This is a genomic window from Bombella sp. ESL0378, from assembly GCF_009725845.1.
Classification (GTDB): domain Bacteria; phylum Pseudomonadota; class Alphaproteobacteria; order Acetobacterales; family Acetobacteraceae; genus Bombella; species Bombella pollinis.
Genome location: NZ_WNIF01000006.1, coordinates 311943 through 326855, shown reverse-complemented (window position 1 = coordinate 326855; position 14913 = coordinate 311943). Strand labels below are relative to the sequence as shown.

Below are 14913 nucleotides of genomic sequence, written 5' to 3'. Positions count from 1 at the left end.
CTTATGGCCGTTTATACGGAGTTAGATGAGGAGGTCTTACGGGACTTCCTCTCCCTTTACGCTATAGGGGACTTGCACTCCTTCGTTGGAATTGCGGAAGGTGTTGAAAATAGCAATTTTTTGCTCAAGACAACGCAGGGCCGCTTTATCCTAACCCTTTTTGAAAAACGCATGAATCCGCAAGAATTGCCGTGGTTCTTGGGGTTGATGGGTCATTTAGCGCAGCATGATATTGCGTGCCCTCAACCTGTCATGGCGCGGGATGGCCGCGTATTGCGGCAATTAGCGGGTAAGCCTGCTGTGATTGTCAGCTTCCTTGAGGGGCACGCACGGGAGGAGATTACACCAGCGGCGTGCGCGCAAGTGGGGCAGGCTTTGGCGCGTTTGCACAAGGCGGGGCAAAGTTATGAAGCGGAGCGTCCCAACGCTCTGGGGCCACAGGGATGGCAAAGCGTCTTCGCAAGTTGCACCGATGGCGGTGATGAGGCTGTAGCAGCCCTTATTACAGAAACAAAAGAGGCTCTCGCTGCGGTCATTAAGGCATGGCCAGAGGCGAATGATTTACCGCGTGGGCAGATTCATGCCGATTTATTCGTGGATAATGTCTTTTTTGAAGGAGAGACCTTATCCGGCATTATCGACTTCTACTTCGCCTGTACAGACTTTCTCGCTTATGACCTCGCTATTTGTGTAAATGCGTGGTGCTTTAAAGCCGAGCAAGATTATCAACCCGACCGAGCAGCGGCCCTTTTACAAGGTTACGAGCAGATTCGCTCCCTAAGTGATGCAGAGCGGGCGGCTTTGCCGGTCTTATGCCAAGGGGCGGCGTTACGGTTTTTGCTCACGCGTCTTTATGACTGGGTTCATACCCCAGCCGGGGCGTTAGTGACGCGTAAAGACCCATGGGCGTATCAACGGCGGTTGAATCATTTCCAAAAGGTGCCGCATGTCCCGTAATGCTGAGGCGAAAGATACCCCCACTATGGAGGTTGATATTTGGACCGATGGCGGGTGTAAACCTAATCCCGGCCCCGGGGGATGGGGCGTACTTTTGCGCTATCAAGGGCATGAGAAGGAAATGAAAGGCGGCGAAGCGGAGACGACCAATAATCGTATGGAGCTTACCGCTGCCGCTATGGCCTTGGAGGCCCTAAAGCGACCTTGTATCGTGAATCTTTATACCGATAGTGCTTATTTGCAGAATGGCATAACGCGTTGGCATACAGGGTGGGTACGCCGTAATTGGCGTAATGCATCAGGTGACCCGGTAGCGAATATGGATTTATGGCGGCGCATTTTAGACGTTGCAAAACGCCATAAAATAGAATGGCATTGGGTGAAGGCTCACGCAGGGCTAGAGGAAAATGAGCGCGTTGACCAATTAGCAACTGAGGGGCGGGAGGAGCTGGAGTAAGGGGCCTCCGCTATCTCCTTCAATAAGGAAGGTTTTGCATCTTTCTTGTGGAGAAGCGCATTATAGGGCTTTACCCATAGGTTAAGTTTCGCTAGATAGAGCCTCGCTGGTCCCGAATAGCTCAGTTGGTAGAGCAAGCGACTGTTAATCGCTGGGTCGTAGGTTCGAGTCCTACTTCGGGAGCCAGCCTTTTGGGCAAGTCCGACCTTTTAAGGTGCGGGCTTTTTTTGTGCTGAAAGCGAGGAAAGTTTTTTCATCATTGTGAAAAAAAGCCTTTACCCATCGGTTAAGTTTCGCTAGATAGAGCCTCGCTGGTCCCGAATAGCTCAGTTGGTAGAGCAAGCGACTGTTAATCGCTGGGTCGTAGGTTCGAGTCCTACTTCGGGAGCCAGCCTTTTTAGTAAGTCCGACCTTTTAAGGTGCGGGCTTTTTTTTATAGCCCTTGCAAATAATCTGCCCTAACGGTTCTACCCTTTCTTACAATGCAGTATGAGGGGGGAAGTATGAGGACTAGCCATAAGGAAGGGCAGAGAACAACATGACAGGCGCAGCGCAGACACAAGGCTCTCAGAGCATTAAATATGCAACCGTGACATGGGATCAACTCCACCGTGATGCGCGTCTGCTTGCAACGGAGTTGATGCGTCAATATAGGCCCTTTCGTGGTCTTGTGGCTATCACACGGGGCGGTTTGATTCCTGCCGCAATTTTAGGGCGAGAGCTGGGATGCCGGTTGATCGAGACGGTCTCAGTAGTGAGCTATGAGGGGGAGGAAGGGACCCAGCAGGCACCCAAACTGCTCAAAGCGGCAGAGGCCGCAGGGGACGGTGAGGGGTTCCTCATTGTTGATGACCTTGTCGATTCCGGTGTGACAGCGCGTTATGTGCGGGAGATGCTGCCTAAGGCGGTGTTTGCGTGCCTTTATGCCAAACCCGATGGCCGACCTTATACAGACCATTATGTAACGGAAGTCGCACAAGATACATGGGTGTTGTTCCCGTGGGATATGGCCCCGCAATTTGTACCGCCCCTTAGCCGAGGGAGTGTTGTATAATTTGTAAAAAAACATCCTTTTTGGGCCGAAACCCTCTTGTCTAAAAGGGTAAGGCCCTTTAAGAAGTAGCTCACGTCGTCGGGGCGTGGCGCAGCCTGGTAGCGCGCCTGTTTTGGGTACAGGAGGCCCCCGGTTCGAGTCCGGGCGCCCCGACCACGTTTTATAGTAGGGCACAGCGCGCCCTTAGCTCAGCTGGATAGAGCAACAGCCTTCTAAGCTGTGGGTCGCTGGTTCGAATCCAGCAGGGCGCACCAGCTTATATTTTACCCTTTACAATAGATAGCCTTCTTAGCCTCTGTGAGTAGGACAGTTAATCCTCTCTCCGTAAAAGGGCACAACATGGAGCCGCGCACTCCCTTAGTGCTGTGGGCAGTGTTTTAAGGGAGTGATTCGGGGTTGAGGATGAGGGGGGTGTCTTGGCGCGTATAATGCGTTGGCCCAATTTTGGCGTAATGAGCCTCGTGAGAGAAAATATTATACTCAACACCACTTGTTAACGCATGGAAAAGCCGTGCATTGTGCGGTGTACGATAGCTGTGGAGAATACGGGAATATATAATAGGCCCCGTGGTTAGGAACGTCCCTTGCAGGCCGACACCATGGATGAAAGGGTCATAAAGCTTAATATTACATAATGTTTGATGAATAATACGCCGCAATAGAGGGTGCCCTGCTGCGTAGATAAGGAAGAATTGTTGATATTCTCCTGCATATTTAACATGCTGAATCTCAGGATATTCCGTACTGACACGTGGCCAGAAAGATAATAAGGCTGTATCGTCAGGATGAATTATTGTATGCAGCGGGACAACGATTGTTGATTTAAGGTCCAAATACACGCCGCCAAGCTGATAGAGGCAAAGATAGCGGAAAAGATCGGCTCGTGCGGCTCCGTAGCGAGGGGTTATAGCGTTATAATATTGTAAAACATCGTGACCATAGTGCTCTGCTATAAACTCATGAATAGTACGGCCGCCTTGGTCGGACCAATAGCAGAAGTCATAATCTGGGTTGAGAAGAATCAGATTATCACGATTTTGCCGAAACGATTCGGGGAACTCAGCCTCTTTGCCTGTTTGGTGGATATATTTTGCAATTTGGGTGGCTGGCGTTACGGCTGATGGCGGGGCGGGAAGTATATTAGGGTCAATGATACGCACATAGCTATCGGCACTGAGCATATTGCTATGGTGAGCCATGGACATATCAGGATGGAGAACGAGGTTTCCTTTTTCAGGATGGGTAAAGACACATTGATTATTGCCCATATTTTTAAGCACATAGCCATGCTTTGCCATCTCTTGCTCAGAGGCAGGAGGGAGAGCGTTTTCATCGCTGTAAGCGCAAACATGCTGTTGTGTTAGCCTCTCGGTGGTGTAGGCAATATAAGTATTAAGGCGGCTAAGGAACATGATGCAGGCCCTTTCGCTTAGGGTTTGACCGAGCGGCAGGAGAGGGTGAAGTGACTGATGGCGTTATCTTCATCATTTGTTAAAGAGATTGTGCGCATCTCGCCCTCTTGAATGCTGGATAAAGCAGAGAGGCTAGAGAGATTGTTATAAATATTGATTATATGATCCCCGATGCGCCCGCAGCCTGGTTTATTTTCACTAGGGGGTAAAAAAGAGAAATGCCCCACATGTTGCGCTGATGTCGCCTCACAAATAGTGCTCATATCAGGGTCACTGATGAGGGAAAGCCCTTGCAATATTTGCTCTGTCACAGGGAGAAACTGCTCCCACGCATTTACGGCGTTTACAAAGCCTAGGTCATCAGAACGTGGATTGATGCTCAAAAATTCTTGTGCCCCTTTCTTCTGCAACTTAACCAGACCTCTGCGGATTTTCTTCATAATCAGAGGCTCAATGGGTAGTTGCTCCCCATAAAGGGTCCACCATGTAAGCTCCGCTTCTAGCGGAATGGGGAAGGGGGAGGGTACAAAGCCATTGGTTAGCGTCCCTTGGAAGGGCGTACGAATAAGGCGGCCCTGAGAGGGAGCATAGCTGATGATATGCCCAAAGCAATCCAGAAACCAAAGTCTCTCAAAAAAAGGTGAGCTATGCTGCATCATCACAAGACTATAGAACTTTTTATGATTCTTTATAAGATTATTTCCTCATTCTTGAGAAAAAGTTTATACTGTACGGAGATAGAGCGTTACACTTTGTGTGCCGTAGGTGAGAGGGTTGTAAAAAGCCTTCTTTCTGTACGGGGTTAGGATGTGGGGATGAGTGAAGCAGTTCGATTGCTAATATGGGACATGGACGAGACCTTTTGGAAAGGTACATTAGCCGAGGAGGGCATCATTGCGGGAAGTGATTCTTCGGAGATTGTCGTCTCTTTAACGGAGCGCGGCATTATGAACTCGATTTGTTCAAAAAATGATTTTGAATCTGTCAAAACGCAGCTTGAGGCTATGGGTGTGTGGGATCACTTTGTGTTTCCCAGTATTGATTGGTCCAGCAAAGGTAAACGTGTTGCTGAGATTATTCAAAAAATGCAGCTTCGCCCAGAGGCGGTTATGTTCATTGATGATAATGCCACTAATCGTGAGGAAGTGCGTCAAGCCTGCCCCGGTATTCAGGTTGAGGATGAGCATTTTATAGCCCAGATATTAGAGTCTGACCTTTTTAAGGGCAAAGATGATAAAGAAAGAACACGTCTTAAACAGTATAAATTGCAAGAGCAGAAATATGCAGACCGTGAAGGAAATGGTGATGCTGCTCTTGATGATTATGAGTTTCTTAGAAAGAGTAATATACAGGTCGAAATTATCTATGATTTGACAGACCATAAAGAGCGTGTTGCCGAGCTGCTCAATCGGACGAATCAGCTTAACTTTACAAAAAAGAGGCTCTCAGAGAATAAAGCGGAAGCCCTTTATGATGTAGAGCGGATGGTAGAGCATACAGGCACGTTCAACCATATGGCGGTGGTGCGTGTCCGGGATAATTACGGCGATTATGGGATTGTTGGTTTTTTCCATGTCGTGCAAAATGCAACGGATAACTTCCTTGTGCATTTCTGCTTTTCCTGCCGTACATTGGGGATGCATATTGAGACATGGGTTTATCGTTATCTAGGTAAACCTTATCTTGAGGTACAAGGCGAGGTCGCAAATGACCCGACTACAGATACAGCCCCCGTGGATTGGGTACAGCTCACATCCTTTGATAGTGACGGGGAGGCTGTCCTTCTTGAGCAAGCGGATTATCCCATTTTTATGGGTGGCGGATGTGATGTTGATTCCATTCGGCATTATGTGAAGGATTGCTCTAGCGATATTACCGTTTTTACAAATACGGTGCGCCATGGCTTCCTTATCCGGCGGGACCATTCCTCTATGGTGCGCATTAGTGTGGAAGGTTGCGAGCAGGAAAAAACAACTCTGCGGCAATGTGGTTATCAAGCGGAGGATTTCTTCCCCTCCTTAAAGCCATTAGAAGATGCCGCTTGGGGACTTGTTGTTTTTAGTTTTTGGGCTGATGCTGGATTCCAGATTTACCGTTTGCCCGATAGTGAGCATACGGCGACTTATTGCCCTCCGCAGGTAGCATACGGTAACTTCCAAGAGTTTTATGAAGATGACTTCTTGAGGATGGGGGGTCCACGTTCTGAGTTGCGGCATTATCGCTTTGCAAAAGCGAATCTACGGCCCCTAGGTGTGATTGATGAGGAGCGACATAAGGAGAATCTAAGGGCTATTTTGCGTAAAGTTCCTGCTCACTGTGATGTTGTGTTGTTTACCTTGCCGTCTAAGGTGCCGGACTTATATCCAGATTCTGGGATTTTAGAGCGGCATAATACGGTGGCATTCTGGCAGTATGAGGTCTCTGAGGAGTTCCCGAATGTGCGTTGTGTCAATTTTGACCAATTCATCCAATCCCCTGAGGATGCTCACACCTATGATCATTTTGGTCGTGTGGTTTATTTAAGGGCTGGGCAGTATCTCAAGGATTTGTATCAAAAGAAGCTGCGTGAATTGCACGAAGCACCAGTTTCAGAGCAGGATGAAGGGCCTTCCTCTGTAAAAGAGAAAGATGTTTCGCCTGATGATTTAGCCGTGCAATAAGCACAATATCGCTATGTGTTAGAATAGTAGGGTAATAAGGATTTTAAATGTCGATAAAAAACGCTTTTAATGTCTCTTTTGAGCGTATTTGGTTCCTTGATGCTTACGGGCATGTTCTATGTTACGCTCCTTATTACAAAGGGCTGGCGCGCGTTCCGATATTAGGGATGTTATTAAAGGGATTTGTGGCTCTGCCTTATCCATTGCCAATCTCCTCTGTGCCGACATGGTGGGGGAGTGCAGGGAGCCCGTTAGAGGTGCCAGAGTTTTTGTTAGAACGTACATCTGATGATTTTGTAACTTTGCGTAAGAAATTAACAGGCGAATATCTTTCTATTGACGTTCATAATAACAAAACGCCTCTTGTCGTTGGGCTTAATGGGTGGGAGCGTTTTTTACCTATTACGCATGATATGTTCCAAGGGTTGGTTTTAATGACAAACCCCGATATTGGCGAAGTACGACTAGCCTCTACAGGACAAAGAGTAAGGGAATTAGTGTTTCCTGTAGGGGGTGCGTCTGAGTTCCATACTGCATTGCTGGGTGATGCCCGGATTGATTTAAAGGAAAGCCGAGTCGCCTTTGCGGCTTTGGGACGTTTGGGTGTGAATGAAACTGTAACACTCTCTTTACCCCTTTATGAGGGGAAAGGGCATTGCATTATCACAGCAACCCGTCTGCAACCTATCGTGGGGGAGGGCTAAGGCCATGTTCGTTGGGTATCTGGGGACTTATATCGCCCTGCATGATGGGGAGATTGTACAACGCCATTTATGTTCTTGGTTTGATAAGGATGAGGCACACCCCCTCACGCAAGAGGAGTTAGAAGCAAGAGGCTATGTGCGTCAGTATGTGGCAAATGGGCGGTATGTTTTTCAACATGCAGAGAAGGGTTGCCTCTCTTTTGCCCATGATATGAGTGTCACGCATGTTGCATCACCAAGGAAGAATGAGATTTTTCAGGAGATTGACCCTTCCATCCTTCCAGACCCTGTAGCCGAGCGGCCTCTTAATGGAGGGGTTGAGAGGAATATTCATCAGATTGGTATTGGTTTGGGTGATCCGGGAGAATACCCCGAAATATTTCGTGAAAACCGCGCACAGCTCATTCATTTAAATTCAGAATATGAGTATTTTTATTGGTCTGATGGTGGGTTTTTTGACATAAAAAAGTTCCTCTTGGATTATTATAGCGAGGAGGTTTACGAATATTATCAGGCTATTCATCCTGATTATGGTGCGGCGAAAGCTGACCTGTTCCGGTACTTATGTTTATACGCGGTAGGTGGTGTTTATGTGGATTTAAAATCCGTTATCGCAGCACCGCTTAGTACGATTATTAAGCCTGAGGATCGCTTCTTGGTCTCGCAATGGTGGCATGGGGCGCGTCAACATCCCGAGGTTCAGCATATGACCTATGGTGAGTATGAGCAATATTATATCATCTGCGCGTCTGGGCATCCTTTAATGCGGCGTATTATCCATCAGGTGATGTGTTTATTGCGGGTTTATCAGCCGGATATGCAGGGGACTGGGCGGCATGGTACGTTGGTGCTGACAGGCCCTATTATGTATTCGCGTATGATTGAGGCTTATGCTCACGAGGGACCAGTCCGTCATATTCATAGTTTAAGCAACGGCGTGGAATATACAACCGTTGGTGAGAGAGGCGGGCATGAGCAGCATACAGGTCGCGTGCATTATTCTGCGTCTATCTCACCTATAGTGCAGAACCCCGCTGCATTATAAATGGAGTGTAGTGCGCATCTTTTTTTGATGTTTTGTTAGGATTCTGGTAAAGCCTGTTAAGAGAGTGTACGCCTGTTGGCGTATGTCCTATCTCCAGTGAAGGAAATGTCTATGCCTGATTTTGATGCTTTGCAACGTGTATGGCTTATGGATTGGTTCGGCCATGTTCTAAATTATGATGCCGACCGGAAGGATTTGCGTCGTCAGTTTCTGACACCGTGTGAATATCCTGATTTGTTTATGATTTCTTCTTGGCCCGTGCAAACGCCGTCACGTGTAATGCTGCGCCGGACATCTTCTATCCCTCAAGGTTTACCAGAGGCACAATTTGTGGAGGCTGGTAAGCATATTGTTGGGCTTCAAACGCAAGGGGCTGCGGGGACATTCCTCTCCATTAACCCTAGCAACGAAGATACACACTGGTATGCTGGCTACCTGTTGGATTGGGAACGTTTCATCCCTCTGACAAAGCCCATGATGGATGCTTTCTCCATTTTTATTGATGGCTCTTTTGCTGAGTTGAAGATTAATGGTAAGCCGGTGAGCGGCCTGACATGGCCGGATGTTGCCCATAATATCGGGAACTACTTCTGGCTCGGCGAGCATAAAGTGGCTCTTTCTCGGAATCTTGAGAAGCTGGCTGAGATTGGTGAGATTCCGCCGGGTAAGTCTGTGGATGTGCTGTTGCTTAGCCCAGAGAGCGACCAGATAAAGCTAACAGTGACACGTTCTGACGTGCCGTTGGAAGACTGATTGCAGCGATACATACCCTTTCATAGTTTTAAAGGAATTATGAAAGGGGTGGTGTTAAGGGCAAAAAAAACACCCCAGAGATGATGTCTCTGGGGTGTTGTCTTAGATCTTAGAAGCGTACCATAACGCGTTCGAGCGTTTTACGGTAATCATCGGTGTAAGGACCATCCCATCCATTCCATGGTTTAGGGAAGCCGGTATAATGGATGGCAAATGGGTCTTTTAAGGTCTCTTGGTAGAGATCGCGCCAATGGTCGGGCAGATTCTCACTTGCTTCTTCACATCCCGGCCCCCAGCAAACATCCCAGTTGGGATGAATAAAACAAACACGGCCATAGAAGATGCGATTAAGGATATCTTGGTCCATCATCCAAAAGAGCGTACCACATAATGCACCACATTCTTTGACCTGATGCTCTGTAATTTTGTTGATATTGATAACCAGCACACCACCTTGGAAATAGTCATCAGAGTTCTGAACCCCAAGCGCGCCGCGATGATAATCAATTAAAGGAGGTCCCCCAGCGACTTCTTGCGGGAGGCGGAAGCCATTATGCTGAGCAGGGATCATCAAAAGGTCCCGTGTGGCCCCAATTTGGGCATCTTTATGGATGGAATAATAAAGTAAGCTCGGGCAACGCCGCATAAAGATGTCAGAATCAAGATAGATAACACGCGGAAAATTATGCAGCAGCTCTGGGATTGCAAGGCGGTAGAAAGTAGGGCGCGAGGCATGGCCCAAGTAAGAAGGATTATGCCTGTTCATCCACTCGCTGACATCCACGAAATGGATCTCTGAGCGGTCCGTGTTAAAGAGGGCGCGGCCAATATTTTGCACCGCCTCGGACATCCCCTCATGGAATAGGTAAAAGGCCAAACGAACCCCGGGAAGAATATTGTCTAACCCGGATTGTATGGTAGTATAGGCGTAAGGCGCGAAGTTTTCGCTTAGGCCTAGAACGATGGGAATGGTGCCAGCCGATGGGAGAGGTAATGTCTGCATAGCCAAACAATACCAATACCTGATAAAGGTGCCAAGATAAAAAAGCGAGATTAGTGTGGTAAGAATGCAGAAGGGTTGTCAGGCATGAAAGCAGACCGGGGAAGTTTTTTTTATTTGGAAACTGCCCACGGAGGCTGGCTAGCTGTGAGGCAGGCAGACGGTGCGGTGTGCCATGTGCGTTGTGATGAGATGGTCTCGCGCGCAGAGGATGGTACGTCACTCTATCGCCCATTATTGTGTGTGGTATTCCCACAATGGCCTGATTATGCATTCTTAACAGCAGAGCCCCCTATGGAGGAAGGTACAATGCCTTCTGTCCTATGGGTGGATCAGTTCCTCTATAAAGGCACAGTGATTCCTTTTCGCCGCATTAAAACGGTAGAAAGTGGGGAATATGCGGGGTTAGAGAGCGTTTTTGTACAAGAGCGTTTCTGCACAACGCACGCATGGTCTTATACAAAGGGTGTTAACCATCTCCTCGGTGATTGCGTGCAGATGAAGGGGTGGGAGCAGTTCCGCTTCTGTCCAGTAGAGCCTGAGGGGAGCTTGCTGGAGCTTGGTCGTGCCTTAGCGGGGCATTTCCGGCAAACTTTGAGGCCAGACGCATTACGCACATTGATTCTCACTTATGAGGGGCCGTGCCTCCAGCATGTGCTGGATGCCGTTTTTCCTTTCATGCGGGCGGCGGATATGCGCGCCTTTGCGGCCCTGCTCTTTAAGGATGAGGCTCTATTAGGGGCTTTGGGGCAGAAGGTGAAAGAGGGCTTCTGGGTCGAGGCTATTAAGGCTTTGGTTGCGTGGGATGATGAAGGTCGTCCTGCATCACGCGCCTCTTTGGTCTGTGATGAGGGTAATATAAGGCTGACTTACGGTGTGGTTGGGGCCCCGGAAGGCTTTTTACAAATGCTGGTGCATTATATGCGCCGCCATATCCAGCCGCGTAAAAAAGTGTGCCTGCTTTCCACAGTACGCAATGAGGGTATTTATCTATTAGAATGGATTGCCTATCATAGAAATATCGGTGTTGAGCATTTCTTTATCTATAGTAATGATAATGATGACCAATCTGATGCTTTGTTAAAAGCCTTACATAATGAAGGTATCATCACATATATTGATAATAAGGTCTCGTTAGGGGATTCAGCGCAGTTAAAAGCATATGGACATGCGTTGAATATTTTGCCCGATATTTTGGATTATGAATGGAGCTTTATCCTTGATGGGGATGAGTTCATAACATTATCGCCGATGTTTGATAGGGTACAAGATTATTTAAAAGGCATGGAGCGATGGGATGCCGATGCTATCGCGCTTAATTGGCAGTTTATCTCGTCTGAAGTGAATCAGAATGGTTTCTCCGACCTTACAATCCCGCTGACACAGCGTAATAGGGTGATTGTGTCTCATGGGCGTGTTGGTGAGGGATGGCGTCTTGTTAAGACAGTCTGTCGGCCTCATAGCGTGCTGCAATCACGCCCGCATAACCCACTGGCTTGGCATGGTGATTCCTTTACTTACCGGTTGGCTAATGGCGGTTTGCATGAATATCGCAACCCACCGCCGGGAATCGGGCGGGACCCTGCTTTCTCTGACCACGGGTATTTCGATAAAATCTATGTCTCGCATTATTATTTTAAATCTATTGTGGAATGGGTTTGGAAATATGCGCGTAATAGCGGGCTAGATGGTGCGATTTCCTTCGGTGTTGAGCGTTATGCTGATTATTGGGCGAACTCTTACATCACGCAGCTTGAGGATACATCCACCGCGGTAAATGAGAATATTTTATTGCGTGAACATGCAACACGGAATGAATTGGAACGTCTCCGCCGTGTACCTGCCTTGCGAGATGCTGAAAATATCGTCCGCTATGCGTGGGAGGAGCGGCTGAATTATCTGTTGGATATGATTGAGGAAGCTGATGTCGCATCGCGCTTGCGGGAGGAGTGGCGTTATATTCTGGATACTATTCCGATGGAGCGGGCTGGAAGCCTGACCTTGCATAGTTAAGCTCTTTTAGGACGGGTCTATAAAAAAGCTGGGGATAGGCGTATCGCTCTTTAGGGCGTGGTCTATCTTCTGGCAGGCCTGAAGGGCTTCGTTGATTGTGACATCCATATCTAAATATCTATAAGTGCCGAGTCGTCCTAGAAAGGACACATGAGGGGTCGCCCGTGCTTTTTGGATGTAATGGGCTAGGTTTTGGCTCTTATGAGCAAGCCGTATAGGGTAATAAGGCGCATCATCAGCTTGAGCGAGGCGGCTATATTCCCGAAACCAAACGGTCTTTTTAAGATGTGGTGCCTCCCATGGGGTGAAATGTTTATGCTCGGCGATGCGTGTGTAGGGAACGGCTTCATCACAATAATTGATGACGGCTGTGCCTTGGTAATCACCAAGGCCTTCATATTTTTCAAAATCTAATGTGCGATAGGGTAGACGGCCGTAGGCATAGTTAAAGTAACGGTCAAGTGGTCCTGTATAGAAGATATGGTCAAATTGATTTTTGAAAGGAATATCTTCAAACCTTGTATTGAGTTGGATGTCTATAGGGAGGTTGAGCAGCATAGAGTTGATAAGGGCTGTATAGCCTTGCTCTGGAATCCCTTGATAAGGGTGGTTAAAGTAATTGTCATCATAATTAAACCGTATTGGTAGCCTTTTTAGGATGGAAGCAGGAAGCTCCTTAGGGTCCATCCCCCATTGTTTGCGTGTGTAGCCTCGGAAGAAGGTATTGTATAAGTCTTTTCCGATGAGGGAGATTGCTTGTTCTTCAAAATTGGAAGGATTTTTGATTGTTTTGTCAGCGATATTATAGATAAATTGTTCTGCTTCTTGAGGATTTAGTGTCTTTTTATAAAATTGATTTATGGTCATCAAATTAATAGGTAAAGAAAAGACGTGATTTTGAGCTATGGCTTTGACCCGATTAATATAGGGCCGAAATGTACCAAATTGCGTTATAAATTCCCAAACATGATGATGGGCTGTATGAAAGATATGTGGCCCATAATGATGAAGCATAATATGGCTGCTCGGGTCACGCGATGTATGGCAGTTACCTGCGAGATGTGGGCGTTCATCTAATAGGAGAACGTCATGACCATGTAGGGCGAGATGACGGCTAATAATGGTCCCGCTAAAGCCAGCACCAATAACGCAGAACTTCATTATTAACCTTCTATAAATAAAACGTAATACTTAAAATATACTCTATATTTTTAACTTTAAGAAGAAAAATTATATGTCTAATCATACATTAATATATGGTTTATATTTAATTAAATAATTATATATCTTATTTTATACCTTTCCTCCTTGGGGGAGACCATTTGGTCCTTGTGGTGTGGCGGGGTTTGTTTTTTCATAGAGAGGCGATTTGATGGGAGGATAAGAGAGTATGACGGAGTCCCGTGTCGTTTTACGCTCATTCGTGTGGCGTTTCTTATATGTAGGGATAGCAGCATGTGTGGGGGGAGGGTGTATGATCCCCTCAACGTCTTATGCGGCATCCTCGGCAGTACAGTCCTCTAGGGCCTCTCTTTCCTCTCATGATATTTTCCTTGAGGAGGTAGAGCATCGGACCTTTAATTGGTTTTGGGAGACGGCGAATCCGCGCAATGGGTTGGTGCCAGACCGTGCGCCTTTGCCGCATGGGGCGGCGAGTATTGCCAGTGTTGGTTTTGGTTTGACAGCTTATGGCATTGGTGTGGAGCGTGGCTATATCACACGGGCGCAGGCTGTGGAGCGCAGTTTGGTCACGCTGCGTTTTCTTCTCTCTTTACCGCAAGGGCGCGCGGTGAATGGGACGGCGGGGTATCGTGGGTTTTTCTATCATTTCTTAGATTCTGAGACCGGTTTGCGCGTGGCAGATTGGTCGGAACTTTCGAGTATTGATACGGCCTTATTGATGGCTGGGGTGTTATTCACCCAGTCCTATTATGATGGACATAATGCTGATGAGCGTGAGATTCGGGCATTAGCGGATAAGCTTTATCGCCGTGTGAATTGGCGTTGGATGACAGGCGGTAAAAGCTCTTGGTTGAGCATGGGGTGGATGCCGCCTGATAAGTTCCTCTCTGCGGAATGGAAAGGCTATAATGAGGGGCTGATGCTGTATGTTATGGCGTTAGGGGCCCCATCTCATGCTCTGCCAGCGGAAACATGGGACCGTTGGACGGAGACGCATAAAGAACAGCAAGGGGAGTTTTACGGGCATCACCTCCTTAATTTCGCGCCATTATTTGGGCATCAATATAGCGAATCGTGGGTCGATTTCCGTGATATTCGCGATAAAGCGAGCCGTGAGCGCGGGTATGATTACTTCCAGAATAGTCGTGAGGCTGTTTATGCGCAGCGGGATTATGCCGTGCATAATCCGGGCCATTGGCGGGGATATGATGAGAATATCTGGGGCTTAACGGCCTCCGATGGGCCGGGTGAGGCTGAGCGTGAGGTCGATGGGCAGAAGCGGCATTTTATGGCTTATAGTGCCCGTGGGGCGGGGCGCGATTATGTCTTAGATGATGGTACGATTGCCCCAACGGCCATAGGTGGGTCCGTTGCGTTTGCGCCGGAAATTACGCTGCCCGCGCTAAAAGCGATGAAGGAACGCTACGGAGCGCGGATTTATAATCAATATGGTTTTTTGGATGCGTTTAATCCAAGTTTTGAGACGAAGGATGGGTTTTGGGTGGATGAGCAGCAGCTTGGTATTGATCAAGGGCCAATTTTGCTGATGATTGAGAATCTACGCAGCGGCTTTGTATGGAAGGTGATGCGGAAGAACCGTTATATCCGTGCAGGGTTGGAGAAAGCCGGATTTACGGGGGGATGGCTCTCGAAGCCGCAAGAGACGATGCCGTGAA

13 protein-coding genes and 4 tRNA genes are annotated in these 14913 nt (G+C 47.8%); 13 read left to right on the top strand and 4 right to left on the bottom strand.

Annotation, left to right across the window (positions count from 1 at the left end; all coding sequences use genetic code 11):
• Positions 1 to 3 precede the first annotated feature (3 nt).
• The 7 genes from GM556_RS05040 to GM556_RS05010 all read left to right on the top strand — a co-directional run bounded on the left by GM556_RS05040 (position 4) and on the right by GM556_RS05010 (position 2722).
• A complete protein-coding gene (locus tag GM556_RS05040) occupies positions 4 to 957 on the top strand; it encodes a homoserine kinase (RefSeq protein WP_155579444.1) in 954 nt (317 codons plus the stop codon).
• Entirely contained in the window at positions 947 to 1414 is a 468-nt protein-coding gene (gene rnhA / locus GM556_RS05035) for a ribonuclease HI (protein WP_155573366.1), read from the top strand. The genes GM556_RS05040 and rnhA overlap by 11 nt, the downstream gene beginning before the upstream one ends.
• A gap of 110 nt (positions 1415 to 1524) precedes the next feature.
• Positions 1525 to 1600: transfer RNA gene (locus GM556_RS05030), tRNA-Asn, on the top strand.
• A gap of 129 nt (positions 1601 to 1729) precedes the next feature.
• Positions 1730 to 1805, top strand: a tRNA-Asn gene (locus tag GM556_RS05025).
• 147 nt (positions 1806 to 1952) lie between these two features.
• Complete coding sequence (gpt, locus tag GM556_RS05020) at positions 1953 to 2468, top strand: xanthine phosphoribosyltransferase (RefSeq protein WP_155573365.1); 516 nt, start codon at positions 1953 to 1955, stop codon at positions 2466 to 2468.
• Positions 2469 to 2547: 79 nt separating this feature from the next.
• Positions 2548 to 2624: transfer RNA gene (locus GM556_RS05015), tRNA-Pro, on the top strand.
• 21 nt (positions 2625 to 2645) lie between these two features.
• Positions 2646 to 2722, top strand: a tRNA-Arg gene (locus tag GM556_RS05010).
• 123 nt (positions 2723 to 2845) lie between these two features.
• Here GM556_RS05010 and GM556_RS05005 read toward each other — a convergent pair.
• Together GM556_RS05005 and GM556_RS05000 are read right to left on the bottom strand one after the other, a co-directional pair.
• Positions 2846 to 3880: a glycosyltransferase family 32 protein gene (locus GM556_RS05005; RefSeq protein ID WP_155579443.1), complete on the bottom strand. Its 1035-nt coding sequence runs from the start codon at positions 3878 to 3880 to the stop codon at positions 2846 to 2848.
• A 17-nt stretch (positions 3881 to 3897) separates the two neighbouring features.
• Positions 3898 to 4539, bottom strand: a complete 642-nt coding sequence (locus GM556_RS05000; RefSeq protein WP_155579442.1) for a hypothetical protein — start codon at positions 4537 to 4539, stop codon at positions 3898 to 3900.
• Positions 4540 to 4695: 156 nt separating this feature from the next.
• Here GM556_RS05000 and GM556_RS04995 point away from each other — a divergent pair, with 156 nt between their 5' ends.
• The 4 genes from GM556_RS04995 to GM556_RS04980 all read left to right on the top strand — a co-directional run bounded on the left by GM556_RS04995 (position 4696) and on the right by GM556_RS04980 (position 9042).
• Entirely contained in the window at positions 4696 to 6540 is a 1845-nt protein-coding gene (locus GM556_RS04995) for an HAD-IIIC family phosphatase (RefSeq protein WP_155579441.1), read from the top strand.
• 47 nt (positions 6541 to 6587) lie between these two features.
• Positions 6588 to 7244, top strand: coding sequence for a hypothetical protein (locus tag GM556_RS04990; RefSeq protein WP_155579440.1), 657 nt, complete (start codon positions 6588 to 6590; stop codon positions 7242 to 7244).
• 4 nt (positions 7245 to 7248) lie between these two features.
• A complete protein-coding gene (locus GM556_RS04985) occupies positions 7249 to 8289 on the top strand; it encodes a glycosyltransferase family 32 protein (RefSeq protein WP_196424601.1) in 1041 nt (346 codons plus the stop codon).
• A 111-nt stretch (positions 8290 to 8400) separates the two neighbouring features.
• Entirely contained in the window at positions 8401 to 9042 is a 642-nt protein-coding gene (locus GM556_RS04980; RefSeq protein ID WP_155573359.1) for a hypothetical protein, read from the top strand.
• 109 nt (positions 9043 to 9151) lie between these two features.
• Here the strand turns inward: GM556_RS04980 and GM556_RS04975 are convergent, their stop codons facing one another.
• Positions 9152 to 10045 carry a glycosyltransferase family 8 protein gene (locus GM556_RS04975; RefSeq protein ID WP_155573358.1) on the bottom strand — a complete coding sequence of 298 codons (894 nt, stop codon included), beginning with the start codon at positions 10043 to 10045 and terminating at the stop codon, positions 9152 to 9154.
• A 144-nt stretch (positions 10046 to 10189) separates the two neighbouring features.
• Here GM556_RS04975 and GM556_RS08800 point away from each other — a divergent pair, with 144 nt between their 5' ends.
• On the top strand, positions 10190 to 12055 hold the full coding sequence (locus GM556_RS08800; protein ID WP_196424772.1) for a glycosyltransferase family 2 protein: 1866 nt from the start codon (positions 10190 to 10192) through the stop codon (positions 12053 to 12055).
• 6 nt (positions 12056 to 12061) lie between these two features.
• Here GM556_RS08800 and glf read toward each other — a convergent pair whose 3' ends face one another.
• Positions 12062 to 13216 (bottom strand): UDP-galactopyranose mutase, encoded by a 1155-nt coding sequence (glf, locus tag GM556_RS04965; RefSeq protein WP_155573356.1) that lies wholly within the window; start codon positions 13214 to 13216, stop codon positions 12062 to 12064.
• 313 nt (positions 13217 to 13529) lie between these two features.
• Between glf and GM556_RS04960 the strand changes: the two genes are divergently transcribed.
• Positions 13530 to 14912, top strand: a complete 1383-nt coding sequence (locus GM556_RS04960; protein WP_155579438.1) for a glucoamylase family protein — start codon at positions 13530 to 13532, stop codon at positions 14910 to 14912.
• The last annotated feature ends 1 nt before the right edge of the window (position 14913 follow it).

What these genes read in the sequence shown, in the direction of transcription:
- GM556_RS04975 (WP_155573358.1), bottom strand. Translation starts at nt 10,045, where the DNA reads ATGCAGACATTACCTCTCCCATCGGCTGGCACCATTCCCATCGTTCTA.
- glf (WP_155573356.1), bottom strand. Translation starts at nt 13,216, where the DNA reads ATGAAGTTCTGCGTTATTGGTGCTGGCTTTAGCGGGACCATTATTAGC.
- GM556_RS05040 (WP_155579444.1), top strand. Translation starts at nt 4, where the DNA reads ATGGCCGTTTATACGGAGTTAGATGAGGAGGTCTTACGGGACTTCCTC.
- GM556_RS05000 (WP_155579442.1), bottom strand. Translation starts at nt 4,539, where the DNA reads ATGATGCAGCATAGCTCACCTTTTTTTGAGAGACTTTGGTTTCTGGAT.
- GM556_RS04995 (WP_155579441.1), top strand. Translation starts at nt 4,696, where the DNA reads ATGAGTGAAGCAGTTCGATTGCTAATATGGGACATGGACGAGACCTTT.
- rnhA (WP_155573366.1), top strand. Translation starts at nt 947, where the DNA reads ATGTCCCGTAATGCTGAGGCGAAAGATACCCCCACTATGGAGGTTGAT.
- GM556_RS04990 (WP_155579440.1), top strand. Translation starts at nt 6,588, where the DNA reads ATGTCGATAAAAAACGCTTTTAATGTCTCTTTTGAGCGTATTTGGTTC.
- GM556_RS05005 (WP_155579443.1), bottom strand. Translation starts at nt 3,880, where the DNA reads ATGTTCCTTAGCCGCCTTAATACTTATATTGCCTACACCACCGAGAGG.
- GM556_RS04985 (WP_196424601.1), top strand. Translation starts at nt 7,249, where the DNA reads ATGTTCGTTGGGTATCTGGGGACTTATATCGCCCTGCATGATGGGGAG.
- GM556_RS04960 (WP_155579438.1), top strand. Translation starts at nt 13,530, where the DNA reads ATGATCCCCTCAACGTCTTATGCGGCATCCTCGGCAGTACAGTCCTCT.
- gpt (WP_155573365.1), top strand. Translation starts at nt 1,953, where the DNA reads ATGACAGGCGCAGCGCAGACACAAGGCTCTCAGAGCATTAAATATGCA.
- GM556_RS04980 (WP_155573359.1), top strand. Translation starts at nt 8,401, where the DNA reads ATGCCTGATTTTGATGCTTTGCAACGTGTATGGCTTATGGATTGGTTC.